We start from the raw sequence: 17,624 nt of genomic DNA, 5'->3' as shown, positions 1-17,624 counted from the left end.
ATTATGAGCAAATGGTATAGATGGTTTCGAGGTGATGCTTTTAGACTATTTCTAGTTATCCTGCTGGTATCGTCCTTCATCCCTGCCGGAGGAGGAGCCCTCGCGGAAGGTACGCTGCTTAAAACCGGAAACTATTATTACAGCCCTGCCCCGGGTGCAGGCAATTCTCCCGACAAAGGGGCAACCGGCTTGGTACCGTCAGAGAGCGGTGTACTTTTTGACGCCTTAACGACGACCTATGCCGGATGGATGGGAAGCGCGACTTCCATGGGGACTGTGCAGGTGGTGTTCGACCTGCTGAAGGACTACCCGCTGGACAACATAAACATCGTATTGAATTCTCCCAACAGCTTTTGGGGGTTTAAGGAATTTACGGTCAAATACCGCCCCGAGGCTACAACGGATTATTACTATATTGCCGGCAAGCATGTAAAATCAGGAACCGCCTTGAACTATTCGGTCAACATCCCGATGAACAACAAGACGGCCAGGTTTATTGTCATCGATATTAAGCGTTCGCACGCCTATCAGCATATCCCGCTGACGGAAGTACAAATCTATAAGGGCACAGGCGATGAAGGGCAGAACCCGGCTGCAGCTTTTACGGTAGAGCAGATGCAGGCTGAGCTTAAGAAAGACTCTTTGATGGTGGATAAATACGGACAGTGGATTTATGAAACGTGGACCGGAAAGGTTGCAACTGACGCGCAATTGAAGCAGGAATATGCGAATGAGGCGAAAGCGCTGGCGAAAGTTTCGCTGGACCGAAACAAATATGACCAGTACGGCGGGATTAAAAGCGGGGGACAGTACAAATCCACCGGATTTTTCCGACTTGATCAAATCGATAATAAATGGTGGTTTATTACGCCGGACGGCTATAAATTCATTTTAAAGGGCGTTGATGCCACAAGCATATGGGAGTGGGGATACGGAACGCCGTATCGGAAAACGGACGGCACACCCCGGAAGGTTTTCGAGGAGCTTCCAGATCCTAGCGTCTACACTCCCGCTTACGCCAATGACAAAAATGGCGAAAGAGTCAGCTTCATCATCGCCAACGTCATGAAAAAATACGGCAGCGACTATGAGTCGAAGTGGGAGGAAATCACCAAGAAGCGGTTGATCAATTGGGGCTTTAATGCCTTTAGCAAGTGGTCCAGACCTAATAATGTCACGTTTCCCTATATTGAGGTTCTGCAAGATCCGTCAAATTTGAAAAGGATTCAATGGACGTACGATGTATTCGATCCGCAGGCTGAATCCATTATCGACAACGCCGTGAGCGCACAGATTCAAAAGGCGAGGAACGACCGGTGGCTGATCGGCTACACTTACGATAACGAGGCCGGATGGACGACCGATATTGTAAAAGAGATTTTGACGTATGGGTCTACCTCTGCGGCGAAGGGCGCCTTTGTGGATTTTCTTGCGCCAAGATATAACAATGACATTGCCGCCGTCAACCAGCTTCTTGGTACGAGCGCCGAATCATTTGACGCATTAAAGAATACGTCGATCGCGATCGCGAGCGTTCCGGCTGCGGATGTATCGGCCTTTATCAAGCTGGCATCCAAAACGTACTTCCAGGCGATCCGGAATATTATCGAAAAATATGATACGAACCATTTGTTTTTAGGTTCTTCTATCGTTCCCACCTGGCGGACCAGTCTTGATTGGGATTCGGCAGCCATGGAATTTGTGGATGCTTTTTCCGTAGATAATTATACGAATGATGCGGCCTGGATTTCCAGATATGAAGCTTTCGGAAAACCGCTGTTGAATCTGGAATATACATTTAGCACTAGCGAGCGCGGGTTATCGCCCGTCAATGCGGCTACAAGGGCAGCCAGTATTGCGGACAGAGGCACCGCCTTCAAAGCTTTTATCGAAAGCCAAACGGCACATCCGCTATTTGTCGGCTCGGGCTGGTTTGTGTACTTTGATCAAGCGGTTACCGGGCGTAAAGACGGCGAAAATTTCAATACAGGCTTGGTAAACCAGCAGGATCAGCCCTATACGGATCTGGTCAATATTATGAAGAGCGTTAATGCAGGGCTGGAAACGATTCATGCGAACGGTGGGTAAATGGTTTAGGTTGAGCAGTATTTGTATCTGCTCAACCGCTTTTTCTTCTCCTTAATCGCCCTGAAATGAAAGCGTTTGCTTAAATGAATGTTTTTTTACTATGTGATTTAGAAAGGATGAACAATGTGCGACATACCATAAAACCAGCCTTTGCCCTTCTTATCGTCATGGCTCTCCTAGTATCGTCGGCATTTACCGTTTCTGCAGAATCGGAGGCTATCTATGACGAGCTTCGGAAGAAATGGAACGATGTATTGACTGGCGGAACCCACTATGATTCAGCGACTCCGGAAATCGCCGCGAAAATCAGACAGATTGAAAATACGGCCATCAGTTACCGGGATTCTCTTAAACGGGGAACGGATCGCATCAATTGCAATTGCCTATGGCCGGCAAGCACCTCAGAACTTTCCGCCAGATCTTATATTTTTACAAGCTATGACCGGATCAAAGCATTGGCTCTGGCTTACACAACCCACGGGAGCTCACTTCAATACGACAACGCCTTGAAGACGGATATTATCGAAGCGTTGGACTGGTTGAATGCGAATCGTTTCAATTCAACCAAACCCGGTCCCGGCACTTCGCAATGGTGGTATATTGAAATCGGATCTCCGCTGCGGCTCGGAGAAATCATGGTGATGATGTACGGCGATTTGTCCCCGGAACAAATTGCCGCCTGGACTGCGTCGATCGATTATAACAGCCCCATCTCCTATAGCCCTGTCGAAGAATATAAATATATGGCTGCCAATCGGGTTTGGCGCGCCATGGTCCATGCCCTGCGCGGAATTACCGGTGAAAGCAGCGATAAAATGATTCAGGCGCGCGACGGTTTGAGCGATGTCACCGATGGCCGAAATGGCCGGTTTAACGTTTTTGCATATGCAACCAATGGTGATGGCTTCTATCCGGACGGATCCTTTATACAGCATGGGAAATTCGCTTATAATGGCGGTTATGGCATCTCCCTCCTCAAAGACCTTTCCGATGTCATGTATTTACTGAAAGGCACCCCTTGGGAAGTCACCGATCCGAAGAGCGCCAATGTTTGGAAATGGGTCTATGATTCCTTTGAGCCATTGATGTATAAAACCGGTTTAATGATGGATATGGTCCGGGGCAGAGAAGTGGCCCGCTATAATTTCCAAGATTCCGTGGCAGGACATAAAGCGACCGCAAGCATTATTCGTCTGTCTCAAATCGCTCCGCAAGCGGATGCGGCAAGATTTATAAGCCTGGTTAAATATCTCGTGAGCAATGACAGCGGATTTTATATAGATGCTTCCATCGAAATGAATTGGAGAGCCAATGATATCGTGAAGGATTCTACGATCACTTCCCGCGGAGACATCTTCTATAACAAAGTATTCAACAGAATGGCCCGTGCCGTGCATGTGCGTCCCGGATTTGGCTTCGGCATCAGTATGTTCTCCGATAAAATCGCAAATTTCGAGAACAATTTTGAGTTGCGTAAAGGTTGGTACACCGGTTCGGGGATGACCTACACCTATACGGAAGATAAAGAACAATACAGCGATAATTTCTGGGCGACCGTTGATTTTAAACGGCTTCCCGGAACCACGGTCGATACAAAACCAAGAACACTTAACGTCAATGAGTCGGTTTACGTGAATTCGGATAATCGGGTCGGCGGCGTGTCTGACGGAAAATTCGGAGTAGTCGGAATGGGCCTTACGGCGCCAGGGGCATCAGGTACTTCGCTAAAAGGGAAAAAATCATGGTTTCTCTTCGACGATGAAGTGGTTTCGCTTGGATCCGGCATTCAGCTGGACGATCAAGAGGCTTATTCCGTTGAAACCATCGTGGAAAATCGGAAGTTGAATGCGTCCGGAGATAACGCGCTGACCGTAAATGGAACGGCCAAACTTACCTCGCTCGGATCGGAAGAAACGATGAATGATGTTTCGTGGGCGCACCTTGCAGGCAATGTTCCGAATTCCGATATCGGATACTATTTTCCAGGAGGACAGACTGCCCTTATAGGTTCGCGTCTGGCCAGAACGGCTAAATGGGGGGACCTGAACTTCAATCAGAGACCATCACCGGATAATCCGATTACCCGCAATTATTTGACGCTTAAGCTCGATCACGGCATGAGCCCGAACAACGCTTCGTATCAATACGTAACGCTGCCTAATAAAACGGCAAAACAAACGGCGGATTATGCCTCCAAACCGGATATCAAGATATTGGTGAACTCACCGGACGTTCATGCGGTAAATGAGAAAAATCTCGGCATCACCGGCGCTTTCTTTTGGAATAACGAAAAAACCACGGCAGGCGGAATAACCAGCAACAAAGTCGCCTCCGTTATGGTCAAGGAAATGGACGGTGAACTGACCGTTTCTGCAGCTGACCCGACTCGCGCAAATAACGGAACGATTGAGATCGAACTTGACAAAAAAGCAATGGCCGTCATTTCCGCAGACCCAGGCATTACAGTAACAGAAATGGTTTCAACCATCCGCTTCACGGTTCAAACTGCAGACTCGGAAGGCAAGACGTTCCAAGTCAAATTCCAAATTGCCAGGTAACCGGTAAACCAAAACGCGCAGCATTTTTTCACACAAGCCCGATAAATAAAGGAAACCTGACCGTCATAGAGGTCAAGTTTCCTTGTTTTATAAGTTCTGGGTTGAGCTATTACCGCGCGGGCACTGCTCCTTCGCTTAAACCGGAGTAGCTGTTGTATTGCCCCCAATTCCGCGTTTCATGGCCCGGCTCCCGAGGATCAACATAATCCCAAGTGTTGTGAAACGGCTTCAGAGCGATGGAATAGCTATCGCCGTAATAGGTACCATTGGCGGATAAAATGTCTAAATGGACCGAAACCGTTTGTTTTGCTCCTAAATATTCATCGCTGATCTTATTGTAATCCCCGGATCCCGTATCCCAACTGGTTATATGGTCAATATTTTGATTAACTTCTAAATTGGTGCCCTCTGAATTTTGATAAGCCCGCACAGACGTACTCGTTGATGGATCAGATCCGGACCAATAGGTGTAACCGTCCTTTGTATCCTCATAAGACAAAGTCACGTTTGCTGTCTTTTGCTTGCCCGTTTCGCTGGTCAGGGTCAGTTTTACTTCTTCCGGGTTGATTTGATCAGGGGTAAAAGTATATACGCCGAACGTTTCCGAAGAGCCTTTTTGATGAGATTCATTGTATTGGTTTTTCCAGTTGATTTCATAATCCGATGTGTATTCGTAATGTGAACGGTACTCCCCAATTTTGTTGTTTTCAACAGCTTCAATGGTAAATGTCATAACATTGTTGGAGTCGGCATAATCCCCCGGTTCCACACCGGTAATGTTCACTTTAAGCGCGTATGTTCCGGCTTTGGAAAGAGTGAGCATAAAAGCGGCTTGTGCTTGACCCCCTGCATTCACCACTAACCTTTCTGCGGTACCAAGCACATTAGAACCATCAAGGATCTGCACGTTTGCTTTAGCGCTGACATCTCCGTTCAGTTCTTTAATATTCACGGTTACGGAGAATGGTTCATTCACTCTTACCTTATCTGTCGCTTGCACTTCATCGACAACAAGGTCCGGTCTGAGCAGGACGTTTGTTTTTCCGCTTAACACTTCCTCGGCAGCTGTCTGATCATTTAGTACATGAATCCTTGTTTCTAACGATTGGTATCTTTCAACATCATTGAGCTTTATATCGGTTCGTTCCGTCGAAGCAGAAACGTTGAAGAGATTCTTGGTGTATATGAGTTTTCCTTCCAAACCATAGGACTTAAGCTGGATTTTCTTGAGTATGCCCGGGGGGGCTATCTCATTTGATTTAGGTATAATCTTGACATACAAATCAGTTACGCTGTCTTTTCCTTTTAATGCTTGCAAAGAAAGGTCATAAGAGTTTGTCGTACCTTCATTCGCAGGCACTGCAGATACGGTCCCTACGAAGAACAGCAGCAAGAAAAGCATCATAAGCACTGATAAAATACGCTTCATAACAACACCACTCTCTTTCATTTACAATAAATGTCTTTGAATAGCTTAATATTTATTAAAGATAAACGCATCCCTCCCGAGAACCATAAACCTGCTTATTAGGAATTAAACGGACCTGCTCCATAAGAAAGAGAGGGCTGCCTTCGTGTGGACCAGTTGGGGGAAGAAGGTTAGTTTTAAAAGCAAGCTGCTGATCGGGATTTCAGCGATCATTTTCTTTACGGTCAACTTGACCGGACTAATCTCCTATCAAACCCATCTTCGGTTGTTTGAGGAGGAGGTAACGGGGCAGTACCTTAAGGCAAGCGAGCAGGCGATGATGCAGCTGGAACTTCGTATTCAGGAGATGTATCGTGTCTCGAACTATATTGTGTTTAATCGGACGATTGAGAGAATTATTACGAAGCTGTCCAACGCAAGGCAAGAGCTGTCATTTGCAGAACGCTACTTTGAACAGGAGCAAATCGCCGAGCAGCTCCGGCAGGTTAAGTTTGATGCTCCGCAGCTGCTCTCGCTTTATTTATACGATTTAACCGGTAGAAACTATTATTACAGCCTTTTGAAAGAAACGGTCGAGCCGCTCAGCCAAGCCGATTTTCATGATGTACACAGCACCGTGGCTTCTTCTAATGGAGATTTAGTATGGATGCAAAGATCGATCCCCAGTCAAATAGAGAAAAGCGGGTACCGGGATGTCATTATCGCGTCGCGCTGGATGAAGGCTAGCCATGGCGAGAACTACGGACTGCTCGTCATGGTCATTGATGAAGAGTTCTTGACCCGTTCGTTCCGTGAAATCGGAAGCGGTGATGATGGACGCGTCTATTTATACGATCAGCAGGCTAAGCTCCTATATACTGATGGGCCCGAGGAAGATACGGAGGGAATTAAGCGGTTATTAACCGGTACGAATAACAGTAAGATTAAAGAGGGAGATACTATCTTTTTTTATACCTCTGTCTATTCGAAAGAAATATTGTTTACGCTGATCAGCCGGGTTTCGCTGTCGTATATTTTCCGGGAAAGCCAATTGATCTTAAATATCAGCTTATGGCTGGGGCTGCTCAGTATTGGCTTGAGCGGTTTGCTCATAACATTGTTGAGCGGCCGTTTGCTGTCACCTCTTAGGGAACTGGTGCGGGCGATGCGTACGATGAGGGAAGGGAATTTTGATATTCGTATCCGTTCCCGCACATACGATGAGCTTGGTTTTCTGGGAGAGAGCTTTAACTCCATGGCATCCAGCGTCCAAGATATGATTCAAAAGGTTTATGTGAGCCAGATCAGAGAAAGGGAAGCGGAGCTTAAGGCGCTGCAGGCGCAGTTGAACCCTCATTTTCTGTACAACACCTTAAACGGACTCTATTGGAAGCTGTACTTACAGAACGACTTGGATTCGGCCAATCTGGTGTTTTCGTTGTCGAAGCTGCTCAAGTATTCCTTGGAAAGAATTAAAAAAAGAACAACGCTTCGCGAAGAGCTGGAGCAGGTTGAAAACTATTTGCGTATACAGTCGGCCTTTCTGGAAAATAGCTTCGATGCCCGCATTCACGCGGATGAGGATGTATATGATTGTGATATTCAACGTCTGCTGCTGCAGCCGCTTGTGGAGAATGCGTTCGTCCATGCCTTCAAGGAGAGGACTTCGTCCAAAGTGCTGGAGATCCGTGCTTACCGGATCGATGATTTTTTGAAAATCGAAATTGAGGATAACGGCTGCGGCATGAGCAAGGAGCAGGTGGAAGGAATTTGCGCTCCTGACTTTACAGGGGAACGAGATTCACTTGGTGTACAAAGCGTCCTGCGTCGAATTAATTTGGTATACGGGCCACCCTATCGGTTGGAGATCACAAGCAGCGCCGGCCAAGGAACAACGGTGCATTTATATTTGCCCCTAAGAGGTGATGAACAGCGATGACCGGAAAACTGCTCCTTGTAGAGGATCAAACGTTATTCCGAAAAGGGCTCCGCAAGATGATTGAGGATCATTCCTTAGGCTGGACGGTGGTTGGGGAGGCTGGGAACGGACGTGAAGCGCTTGAGCTGATGGAAGCGTTACAGCCGAACCTGGTGCTGACGGATATTCGAATGCCGGGAATGGATGGAATTGAGCTGGCGGAGCATATCTATAACAAGCATTCGGAAACAGATGTTATCATTTTGACCGGTTATGATGATTTCAAATATGCACAGATGGCCATCCGATTTGGTGTCATCGATTTTCTGCTGAAGCCGTGCAATGATCGAACGTTGATGGAGGTACTGCATAAGGCTCATGAGCGGCTGGATTCCGTTTTGCGCAAAAGGGAGGAGCGTGAGGCGGAACTTCGCATGAAAGAGGAAGCGCTGCTGCGAGCGTTGCTTCTCCGGCTTCCCGGTACCCGCGGGGAGGAGCGCCGGATGAAGTCATGGGTAGTCGGGAAGAGGCTGCTGTTTATAGCGGTGAAGGATTATTTTCCTGTGAATAAACATTATGGGCCGAACGATTTGGGTCTGCTGCAATTTGCTTTGTTCAATATCTTGACGGAACTCATGCAGCAGCAGCAGCTAACCGGACCGTTCATTACACTCGAATTCGACCGGTTTTGTTTCATTGTAGAGGATGGCAGGGAAGCGAATACACTCGGCCATTTAATGAAGGAAGCGGTGCAAACCTATCTCGGCATCGGTCTGACGGTAAGCTTGACCCCTCCGGCTGCAAGCTTGAACGATCCGCCTTCGTTTTACGAATCGTTCATCAGGAAAGAAGCTTCGGCCTCGAAACGAAAAGGGGCGGAATCTGCCGTGTTGTCGAGCGGAACGGCCAGCAGGCATCGCGTGAAGGAGCTTCAAACGCAGCTTACCGGAGGCATCCTTCTCGGGCAGCCTGATAAGCTGGAGTATAAGTTAGGCGAGCTTGTGTCTAAAATCGGTTCGCTTTCGCCCGAGGATGCCAAGATGGAGGCGCTGGCTCTAGCCTTTGCGATGAATAGTGTGGCTAAGCAGCAGCTGGAGCAGTCCGCTGAGACACTGGGCTTTGTCGAGCAAATCGAGCGGCTGCAGAGCTTGCAATCGGAGCATGCCGCAGCAGAATGGGCTAGGGTCGAAGCGGTAAAATTTATAACGGGATTTGAAGAATGGAGGCTTCGCAACAACGAGAGCATCATCAGCCGTTCTCTCGATTACCTTGACAAGCATTACATGGAAACCTGCTCGCTAACGGAAATGGCCGAGATGTTTAACGTCAGCCAGGCGTATTACAGTAAATTGTTCAAGAAGGTGACCGGCGATAATTACAGCGCTTATTTGACCAAAATTCGCATGCAAAAGGCCGTCCTGCTGCTGATGAATACGGATATGAAGGTGTCCTCCGTCGCAGCTTCCGTCGGCTACGATGACCCGAATTATTTTACGAACGTGTTTCGCCTGATCCATAAGATGTCGCCGAGCGATTACCGCAAGCAGTATAAGAGTTGATTTTTCTTTATGCCGTTTTAAGGGAGAACCTTAAAGCGGCATTTTTACTTGGAAGCGGGCAGGTCAAAAAATTACAGGTTTTGAGCCTGTAATTCAAGGTAGCGCTTACAAAATATCGGTAAGATAAACTCATAAAGGTCAGATGAGGTGATGAAGGTGGCTGTTCGGTCAAGCCTGACGGATTCGGTGCCCCAAACCCGAACGAACAAATGGCTTAAAGCAAGCACTGTCAAATTAATAAAGCAAAACATTCCGCTCATGATTATGTTTTTGCCGGGACTTCTGTTTTATATCATTTTTAAGTATGCACCTATGGGCGGCATTATTATTGCCTTCAAGGACTTTAATCTTCGTGACGGCATATTTGGGAGTCCCTGGGTCGGGATGGACAATTTCGTTCAGCTGTTCAACCAAGCGCAGTCTCTCCAAATTATCCGCAATTCGTTCATGATCAGTATTCTTGGCCTTGCTGTCGGTTTTCCGGTTCCGATCATTTTAGCCATAATGTTAAACGAGGTTCGAAAAATGTGGTTTAAACGCGTCGTACAGACGCTTGTTTATTTACCGCATTTCCTGTCATGGGTTATCGTCGGCGGAATCGTCCTTTCGTTGTTCGCTTTAGAGTCGGGGACGATCAACCGCTGGCTGGAAGGCATTCTCGCAGAACCATACCCCTTCATGTATGAAAAGGTTTCATGGCTGATTATTTATTTGGGCTCAGGCGTATGGAAGGAAATGGGCTTCGCGGCAATCATCTATTTAGCGGCCTTGTCGGGTATCGACCCTCACTTGTACGAAGCAGGGAGTATTGACGGTGCGAATAAATGGCAGCAAATGCGGCACATCACCATTCCCGGTATCAGTACGACAATCATCCTATTGTTAATATTGTCCGTCGGTAAAGTGATGGATGTAGGCTTCGACCAAATTTATAATTTGCAAAACGCCGTGGTTTCTGACGTTGCAAACGTTATCAGCCTCTATATCTATCAAATCGGGATTCTTCGAGGACAATACAGCCTGACGGCAGCGATGGGTATATTTGAAAATCTCGTCGGCCTTGTTCTCATCTTGTTGGCGAATTATTTCGCTCGTAAATTCAATCAAGGCTTATGGTAAGGAGGTGCACAGATGAAATCGACTACGGGAGAAAAGCTTTTCTACGGCATTAACTATATCGTCCTGCTCTTGCTCGGATTAAGCTGCCTGCTGCCTTTAGTGCACATTCTGGCCTTATCGATGAGCGATGCACATGCGATCATGTCCGGGAGAGTGTCATTTCGTCCTATCGGCTTCACGATGGAATCATTCCAAGCTCTGTTCCAAGGAACGCGTATATTAGATTCGCTCAAAAACAGCATTACGATTACAGTCGTAGGAACAACGCTCGCGATGATCGTCACGATCCTAACCGCTTACCCGCTGGCCAGGAAATATTTTATCGGGAAACGCTTTTTCATGCTGGCCTTTCTGTTCACGATGATGTTCGGCGGGGGCACGATTCCTAATTATCTGATTATGAAGTCGCTCGGTATCATCAATACCTATTGGGCGCTCTGGCTGCCGGCCTTAGTGAATACGTATAATCTCCTGATTCTGCGGACGTTCTTCGTGGGGATGCCCGAAGAAGTTGAGGATGCGGCCCGAATTGACGGCTGCGGCGAGTGGAGGCTGCTCGGTTCCATCATTCTTCCGCTGTCGCTGCCCGTACTGGCTACATTAACTCTGTTTAACGCGGTCGGGTTTTGGAACTCGTTCTTGGCCGTTCTGATCTATATTAACGATACACATCTATACAACCTGACGGTTCTCGTGCAAAACATGATTCAGAGCCAATCCGTACTCCAGGAGGTCGTCGCGTCACAAATGATTCAGGCCGACGACACCGCTCAGATTACCCCGGAAGGGATAAAAGCCGCCGGCATTATCACCTTAATGGCGCCGATGGTCATCGTTTATCCGTTCGTTCAGAAATATTTTGTAAAAGGCGCATTGCTGGGCTCGGTGAAGGGGTGAAGTTTTCTTTGAGCAGGAGGGAGGCGAATGAGTTTATAAGAAAAATTTGAATTCGTAATAGAGTATGATTTCAATCCTAATGAAAAAGGGGAATGACGATGAAAAACACGGTTAATCCATGGTTAGCGAAAAGTGCGGCGCTGCTCATAACCTTAGTCTTGCTGCTTTCGGGTTGCTCCCAGACGCCAGCTCCGACTGAACCGGAGGACGGGCCGGACGCGACGAACGCGACGGAGACGAAAACGCCTGAAGCCAAAAAAGATATTTCCGTAACCGTCTACGACCGTGGCTCCGTTCCTGCTGCAGAAGGAACGATAGAAGACAACCGCTGGACCAAATGGATTAATGAGCAGGGTCCGGCGAATGTAAAGTTTGTCGCGGTTCCGCGATTTGAATCTCAGCAGAAGCTGAATGTGCTGTTTGCTTCCTCGAGCGCTCCCGATTTGATATTCGAGTATGCGCCTCATATTAAGAACCCGTTGATCGATCAAGGGCTGCTAATGCCGCTCGATGATATGATCGAAGAGCACAGTACGACGTATAAGCAAATGCTTCAGCAATATCCGGCGCTGAAGAAGGTCGGCACGAAGGCGGACGGCAAAATGTACGAGTTTGCTAGACTGGCCGAGGTCTATCCGATCCATGCCCTCTTGATCCGTGAGGACTGGTTGAAAAAGCTTGATTTACAGATTCCCCAAACGACGGAGGAACTTTATCAGGTTGCCAAAGCGTTTGCGGAGAACGATCCGGACGGCAACGGCGAAAAGGATACCTACGGCATCGCGATCAGCTTCCAATCAGGTCAAGTGGTTGACCAAATCTTTCAAGCGACCCGCTGGGTGGTGAAGGACGGGACTGTAACCCGCAACTGGGATAATTTCACGGCTGTGACTGACTTTAAGAAGCGGTTGTTTGATGAAGGCATCATCGATAAAGATTTCTTGAACGATAAGAATGGCGCGAAAGCAAAGCAGGATTTCGTTAACGGCAAGGTCGGTATCTATCCGCTGCAGATCAACTGGGTCAGCTTTGCCCAAAATGAACTGACATCACTGAAGAAGAACGTGCCGGACGCCGTCGTGACGCCGATTCCTTATCCGAAGAGCCCGGCAGGCCAGTTCAATCCTGCTTTCTCAAATCCGGTTCAAGCGACAGCCGTAGTCAATGCCAGCACGAAAAATCCGGATGCTGTCATGAAATACATCGACTTCCTGGTGAAGCCCGAGACGGCGAATACACTGAGAAACGGTATCGAGGGCGAGCATTGGAAGGCTGGAGCCAGCGGCTGTCCGGAACCGGTGAGTATGGATAAGCGCAAGGAAGAGGTGGCATGGAACGGTGACTTCCAGATGATGAGCAGCACAATACTCGATACAAAGTGCGGCAAGCTCGAGACAGGTTTCAACCTGAGTGATCCGGTGCAGAAGGAAGGCTTCGACATGTACAAAAAAGCGATGGAACTATACACCGATCCAAGTAAGCCATATGTCGAAATCACTCACCCTGAGCATATGCCGCAGCTTCCCAAGGATATTGAAGCGATCTCCGCACCGATGGTGAAGCCGATTGACGATATGTTTATCAAAGGAATTTTGGGCGGCAAAGGGTATACGGCCGAGCAGGCAACAAAAGATGCGAAGGATACTTGGGATAAAGGGAACGGGAAAGCGATAGAGGACTGGTTCAAGCAATGGTATGAAAAAGACAGCAATAATGCATTCTTGGCAAAGGATATTTACGAGGTTATGGAGCAGCAGCAGTCTCAAAAGTAAGGCTGGAGTCGGATAGGGATGCAGTAAGCAAGCAGCAACTGTGTCCCTTTCCAATTCATTATGAAGGGTCTGAAAGCGCATCCAAACATGTGGGGGGTCATCATCATGAAGCTACGCAAAATTTTCGCCTTAATCTGCTTGTGGTCGCTCTTTGCTACCCTTGTATTTCCGGGGTTTACAACTCATGCCGAAGAGAATGGGTTTGTCGATGAGATGAACAACTTTACGCGAGTGCTCCAACGCTCGAATATACGGATTGAGACAGCTGACCCGTCCTATTTCGGAAACGATGCCAGCCGTATGGTCCGAAACACAACGGCTACCGGATATATGCTTTACAAAACCGCAATGCCGATCAACACCTTTACTGCCTACAGCTATTCCTTTATAGGTGGAGGTATGCCGACGGTAGGGCATCGCTTCTATGCTTCTGCCGACGGCTTGACCTTTACAGAAGTGAACCCGTCGGTGTTCAGCTCCGGCGCCCCGGTGTCCAACTGGCAGCTTGTCATTTACGAGGACGCTCAAGTACCGTCCGATACGCATTATTTGAAAATTGAGTTCATCGGTGATACCAAAGCTTGGACGCCCCAGTTGTCCAAGCTGGTCATTAACCAAAACGTTAGTTCGGTGATTGCGGATCCGCCGAACGGTCTGATCGGCGATCAGCCGCTTACCGTTGCTTTGAGTTCGGCAACGCAGGGAGCTTCCGTGTTCTATAAACTGAATGATGATACAAGCTATAAACCGTATACGGAACCGTTGTCGCTTACCGGGTTTACTACGCTGGATACGTATGCTTCTAAGGAAGGACTCGTAGCAAGTCCGGTCAAAACCTATAAGTATTATGCTGAAGCGGATATGCTGATTGACCGGTATGGTCAGGTCAAAACAGCTGATTTTCCTGCAAAAGTGACAAGCGATGCGCAATTACAGGCAGACGTTGCGAAGGATCAGGAATATTACGGCAGTCTCCAGGCACCAGCCGATTTCGATGAGCTTGGCGGTTTAAAGGGCAGCAAGGAAGAGCTCCAGTTGGAAGCCAAAGGTTTCTTCAACATTCAGCAGGCGAACGGCAAGCCGATTCTGGTTTCGCCGAGCGGAGCGGCATATTTCAGCTTAGGCATGAACGGGATTACGAACAATGAAACCTTCACCTTGCTCAAGGGTCAGGAGACGAAGTTCGAATGGGTGCCGCCCTATGACAGCGAATATCGGGGCGCCTTCCAAGGCTCACCGGACGTCTTTTCTTTCTACATGGCGAATAAATACAAAAAAACCGGGGCGTTTCCGACGAATGCGGAGTTTTTCGCGGAGGCGGTCGATCGGCTCCGAAAATGGGGCTTTAACAGCGCCGGTGCGTGGGGCTCGGGAGCTTTGTCCGCGCAGAATGGTTTGCCGTATACCCTCGTTCTTCCCCTCAACAGCATGAGCAAGCCTAGCGAAATCAAAATATTTGACATTTTCGCTGCCGATGCGGAAGCCAAGATTGATGCTGCCTTTTCTGCAACGCTGCCTGCCTTAAAGGACGATCCTTTGCTGATCGGGTACTTTGTCGATAACGAATACCATTATGAAAAGTTTTTTACGGCGGTTCCCAAGCTGAAGGCAAGCACTACGGGAATTAAGAAGCGTTTGGTTCAGATGCTTCAGGAAAAGTACGTTGATATCGCGGCCTTTAATGCGAATTGGAGCACGAATTATACAAGCTTTACGGATTTAAACGAAGCCGCTTTGTATATCGATACGGCGGAGGCCGACAAAGATATCGAGAACTTTTTCCGGTTGTATTTGAACACGTATTACAGTACGGTGAAGCGCCTCTTTGCTAAATACGATTCGAATCACCTGCTGCTCGGCGATAGGTGGCTCACGGTGCCGATGCAGAACACGAAGGTTCGGGGGATTTTGGCTGAGGAAGCCGGTAAATATATGGACGTCATCAGCATCAACCATTATGCGCCTAACCTTGATGTGACGATGCTGGATGAGATTTATACGAAGTCGGGCGGCAAGCCAATTATGTTAAGCGAATGGAGCTACGGCACGGCGGAGCAAGGACTCAATCCGATTGTGGCGGGGGCCGCCGCGAATGAACAGGAACGCGCTTGGCGTTATCGCAATTATGTCGAACAAGCGGCTGCTCTCGGATATATCGTCGGTACGCATTGGTTTGACTATGTTGACCAGGCTGCTACAGGACGCTGGTTTGAAGGCTTGACCGGAGAACGCTACAACACCGGACTAATTAACGTGGCGGACCGGCCCTACAAAATCTTTCTGGACGGCGTGATGCAGACGCATCATGACATTTACGATGTCATGCTCAGTAAGAAAGAGCCGTTTTACCACGATTTCGGTGAAGAGCCGCCAGGCAGCGATACAGGGAAAAATCAAATCATCAACATCCCTTATACGTCGGAGCCGATTCCGCTCGACGGTGAAATAAACGGCTTCCCGGCAGGTTCCGAGGGAAAGGCAACGTTAACGGTCGAGAATCGAGTCGGGGGCAGCGGGGGAGACAGCATTACCGCAGATTATGCCTTTGCGTGGGATGAACAGCACTTGTATGTGACGGCCCAAATCAACGAACCGACGCCGATGATGAATAATAATCCGAACACCAATGTATGGAAGGGCGACGGCGTAGAGCTGTTCTTTGGCCCTAGTGAGCTTATGATGGCCGGCCCGCTCCTATACGACGACCGGCAGATTATTATTAGCGCGGGCCCGGGGATTGAGGATCAGACAAACTTTTGGCTATGGTTTAATACAGGGCGTCAAAGCCCGATTCAGATGATTGTGGAAGCAACGGTAGACGGCGGGGGCTATATTCTTGAAGCTGCGCTCCCTTGGGAAGCGGTGCGGATGCAGCCGGAGATCGGCCGGGAATTTTTATTTGATTTCGGCTTTAATGAGAGCGAAGACGGAATCACCCGGAAGCGGCAATACGAATGGAACGGCACAAACCGGAACAACCTCGACCGCGGACTTTGGGGCAATGCCAAGCTGATTGAAGCCGTTGACCAAGCCGGGCCTATCGTAACTGTAACGGGAGTCGCACATGGCGGTGAATATACGGATCAAGCGATACCGGTAGTGTCTATAGGTGACCCGGATAGCGGTGTGAAGCATAGCTCTATCAAGCTAAACGGCGTGGATTGGGTAAGCGGTACCGCTATAACACAACCAGGCGCATATATGCTGACGGTAGAGGCGGAGGATAATGCGTCCAATCAAACGTTGCAGCAGATCCCCTTTACGATTTACGCCTCTACGATGCTTGCTGCCGCGCAAGCAAACGGAGTGTATAGTGATCAGGCAAAGCTGGAAGCGACATTGACTGACCGGAACGGTATCCCGATCTCAGAGGGAACTGTGGAATTCCTGGTGAACGGCCAACCAGCGGGAACGGCTGTAACCAATGAACAGGGAACGTCGGAGCTTACCTATCCTGTTCAGCTAGGTGAAGGATCGTACACGGTGGATGCTCAGTATAGACAAAGCGAAAGCCGTTATCTTCGCGGCTCGGTTTCATCGTCATCGCTTATTGTGTCGCGTGAAGCTTCTGCGCTGACTTATCAGGGCAAGCGCCTTGGATCGACAGGTCAACCAATCTCTCTGGCAGCGCAAGTAACGGAGCCTTCTGACGGCAGCCAAGGAAGTCTCGGCGGACTCCCGCTTACATTCGAGGTAAATGCAATCGAGCCGGACGGATCAAAAACACCGGTTGAACTTCCGCCGAATGAAGCTAAGGCTCTAACCGACACTGCTGGTCTCGCTTCCACCATGACGGCGCTGCCTGCCGGATTATATGAAGTGAGCGCAGTGCTTTCAGACAATCCGTACTATGTACGTGCCAACTCGACATCAACCATAGCCGTGATAGGTACACCTTCTAAGGAGCTTAAAGTGAAAGGGTACGTCGAACTGCCATCCGGATATGGGCCTGACGGCAGCTGGAAAGAAAAGCTGTACTTTGACGTAGAGTTTAAAGACGGAATTCAAAAGCAGTGGACTCTGAAAGCAAACTCTATAAGCGAAAAGATCAACGTTCAATCCAGCTGGACAGTGACGGCAAACGGAAAAGCTTATATGCAAGGCCTGATGCAAATAAACGGAGAAGCCTACACGATCCGTATAATGACGCAGGAAGCAGGAGAAAACAATGGCCGCATAAGCATTCAGTTATGGAAAGGGCAAGCGGACGGCCCCGTACCGGACTTTGAGCTTCTCCATGTTGACTTCATAGGCTATATTAAAATCCTGTAACAGGTCAACCGCCCTATACCGCAGCCGCTTCGG

9 protein-coding genes are annotated in these 17,624 nt (G+C 48.6%); 8 read left to right on the top strand and 1 reads right to left on the bottom strand.

The window, feature by feature from the left end; all coding sequences use genetic code 11:
- The first annotated feature begins 3 nt into the window (after positions 1 to 3).
- On the top strand, positions 4 to 2,088 hold the full coding sequence (locus DFP97_RS07675; RefSeq protein WP_114379413.1) for a hypothetical protein: 2,085 nt from the start codon (positions 4 to 6) through the stop codon (positions 2,086 to 2,088).
- A 125-nt stretch (positions 2,089 to 2,213) separates the two neighbouring features.
- Complete coding sequence (locus tag DFP97_RS07670) at positions 2,214 to 4,646, top strand: polysaccharide lyase 8 family protein (protein WP_245975978.1); 2,433 nt, start codon at positions 2,214 to 2,216, stop codon at positions 4,644 to 4,646.
- 109 nt (positions 4,647 to 4,755) lie between these two features.
- On the opposite strand, the gene DFP97_RS07665 is transcribed toward DFP97_RS07670, so the two are convergent.
- Positions 4,756 to 6,075: a hypothetical protein gene (locus DFP97_RS07665; protein WP_114379411.1), complete on the bottom strand. Its 1,320-nt coding sequence runs from the start codon at positions 6,073 to 6,075 to the stop codon at positions 4,756 to 4,758.
- A 145-nt stretch (positions 6,076 to 6,220) separates the two neighbouring features.
- On the opposite strand from DFP97_RS07665, the gene DFP97_RS07660 reads away from it, so the two are divergent.
- The 6 genes from DFP97_RS07660 (at position 6,221) to DFP97_RS07635 (ending at position 17,591) form a co-directional block, all read left to right on the top strand.
- Positions 6,221 to 7,993, top strand: coding sequence for a cache domain-containing sensor histidine kinase (locus DFP97_RS07660; protein WP_114379410.1), 1,773 nt, complete (start codon positions 6,221 to 6,223; stop codon positions 7,991 to 7,993).
- Positions 7,990 to 9,531 (top strand): response regulator transcription factor, encoded by a 1,542-nt coding sequence (locus DFP97_RS07655; RefSeq protein ID WP_114379409.1) that lies wholly within the window; start codon positions 7,990 to 7,992, stop codon positions 9,529 to 9,531. The genes DFP97_RS07660 and DFP97_RS07655 overlap by 4 nt, the downstream gene beginning before the upstream one ends.
- 258 nt (positions 9,532 to 9,789) lie before the next feature.
- The gene (locus DFP97_RS07650; RefSeq protein ID WP_245976012.1) at positions 9,790 to 10,650 is read left to right on the top strand and encodes an ABC transporter permease; all 861 of its coding nucleotides are present in this window, start codon (positions 9,790 to 9,792) and stop codon (positions 10,648 to 10,650) included.
- Between the two features lie 12 nt (positions 10,651 to 10,662).
- Positions 10,663 to 11,547 carry a carbohydrate ABC transporter permease gene (locus DFP97_RS07645; protein ID WP_114379407.1) on the top strand — a complete coding sequence of 295 codons (885 nt, stop codon included), beginning with the start codon at positions 10,663 to 10,665 and terminating at the stop codon, positions 11,545 to 11,547.
- A 98-nt stretch (positions 11,548 to 11,645) separates the two neighbouring features.
- On the top strand, positions 11,646 to 13,319 hold the full coding sequence (locus tag DFP97_RS07640; protein WP_114379406.1) for an extracellular solute-binding protein: 1,674 nt from the start codon (positions 11,646 to 11,648) through the stop codon (positions 13,317 to 13,319).
- A 105-nt stretch (positions 13,320 to 13,424) separates the two neighbouring features.
- Complete coding sequence (locus DFP97_RS07635) at positions 13,425 to 17,591, top strand: sugar-binding protein (protein WP_181873397.1); 4,167 nt, start codon at positions 13,425 to 13,427, stop codon at positions 17,589 to 17,591.
- The last annotated feature ends 33 nt before the right edge of the window (positions 17,592 to 17,624 follow it).

The sequence above is a fragment of the Paenibacillus prosopidis genome (genome assembly GCF_003337375.1).
In the GTDB taxonomy this organism is placed as follows: Bacteria; Bacillota; Bacilli; order Paenibacillales; family Paenibacillaceae; genus Pristimantibacillus; species Pristimantibacillus prosopidis.
Note: the sequence above shows the minus strand (reverse complement) of the source record. Positions and strands in the feature narration are given on the sequence as shown.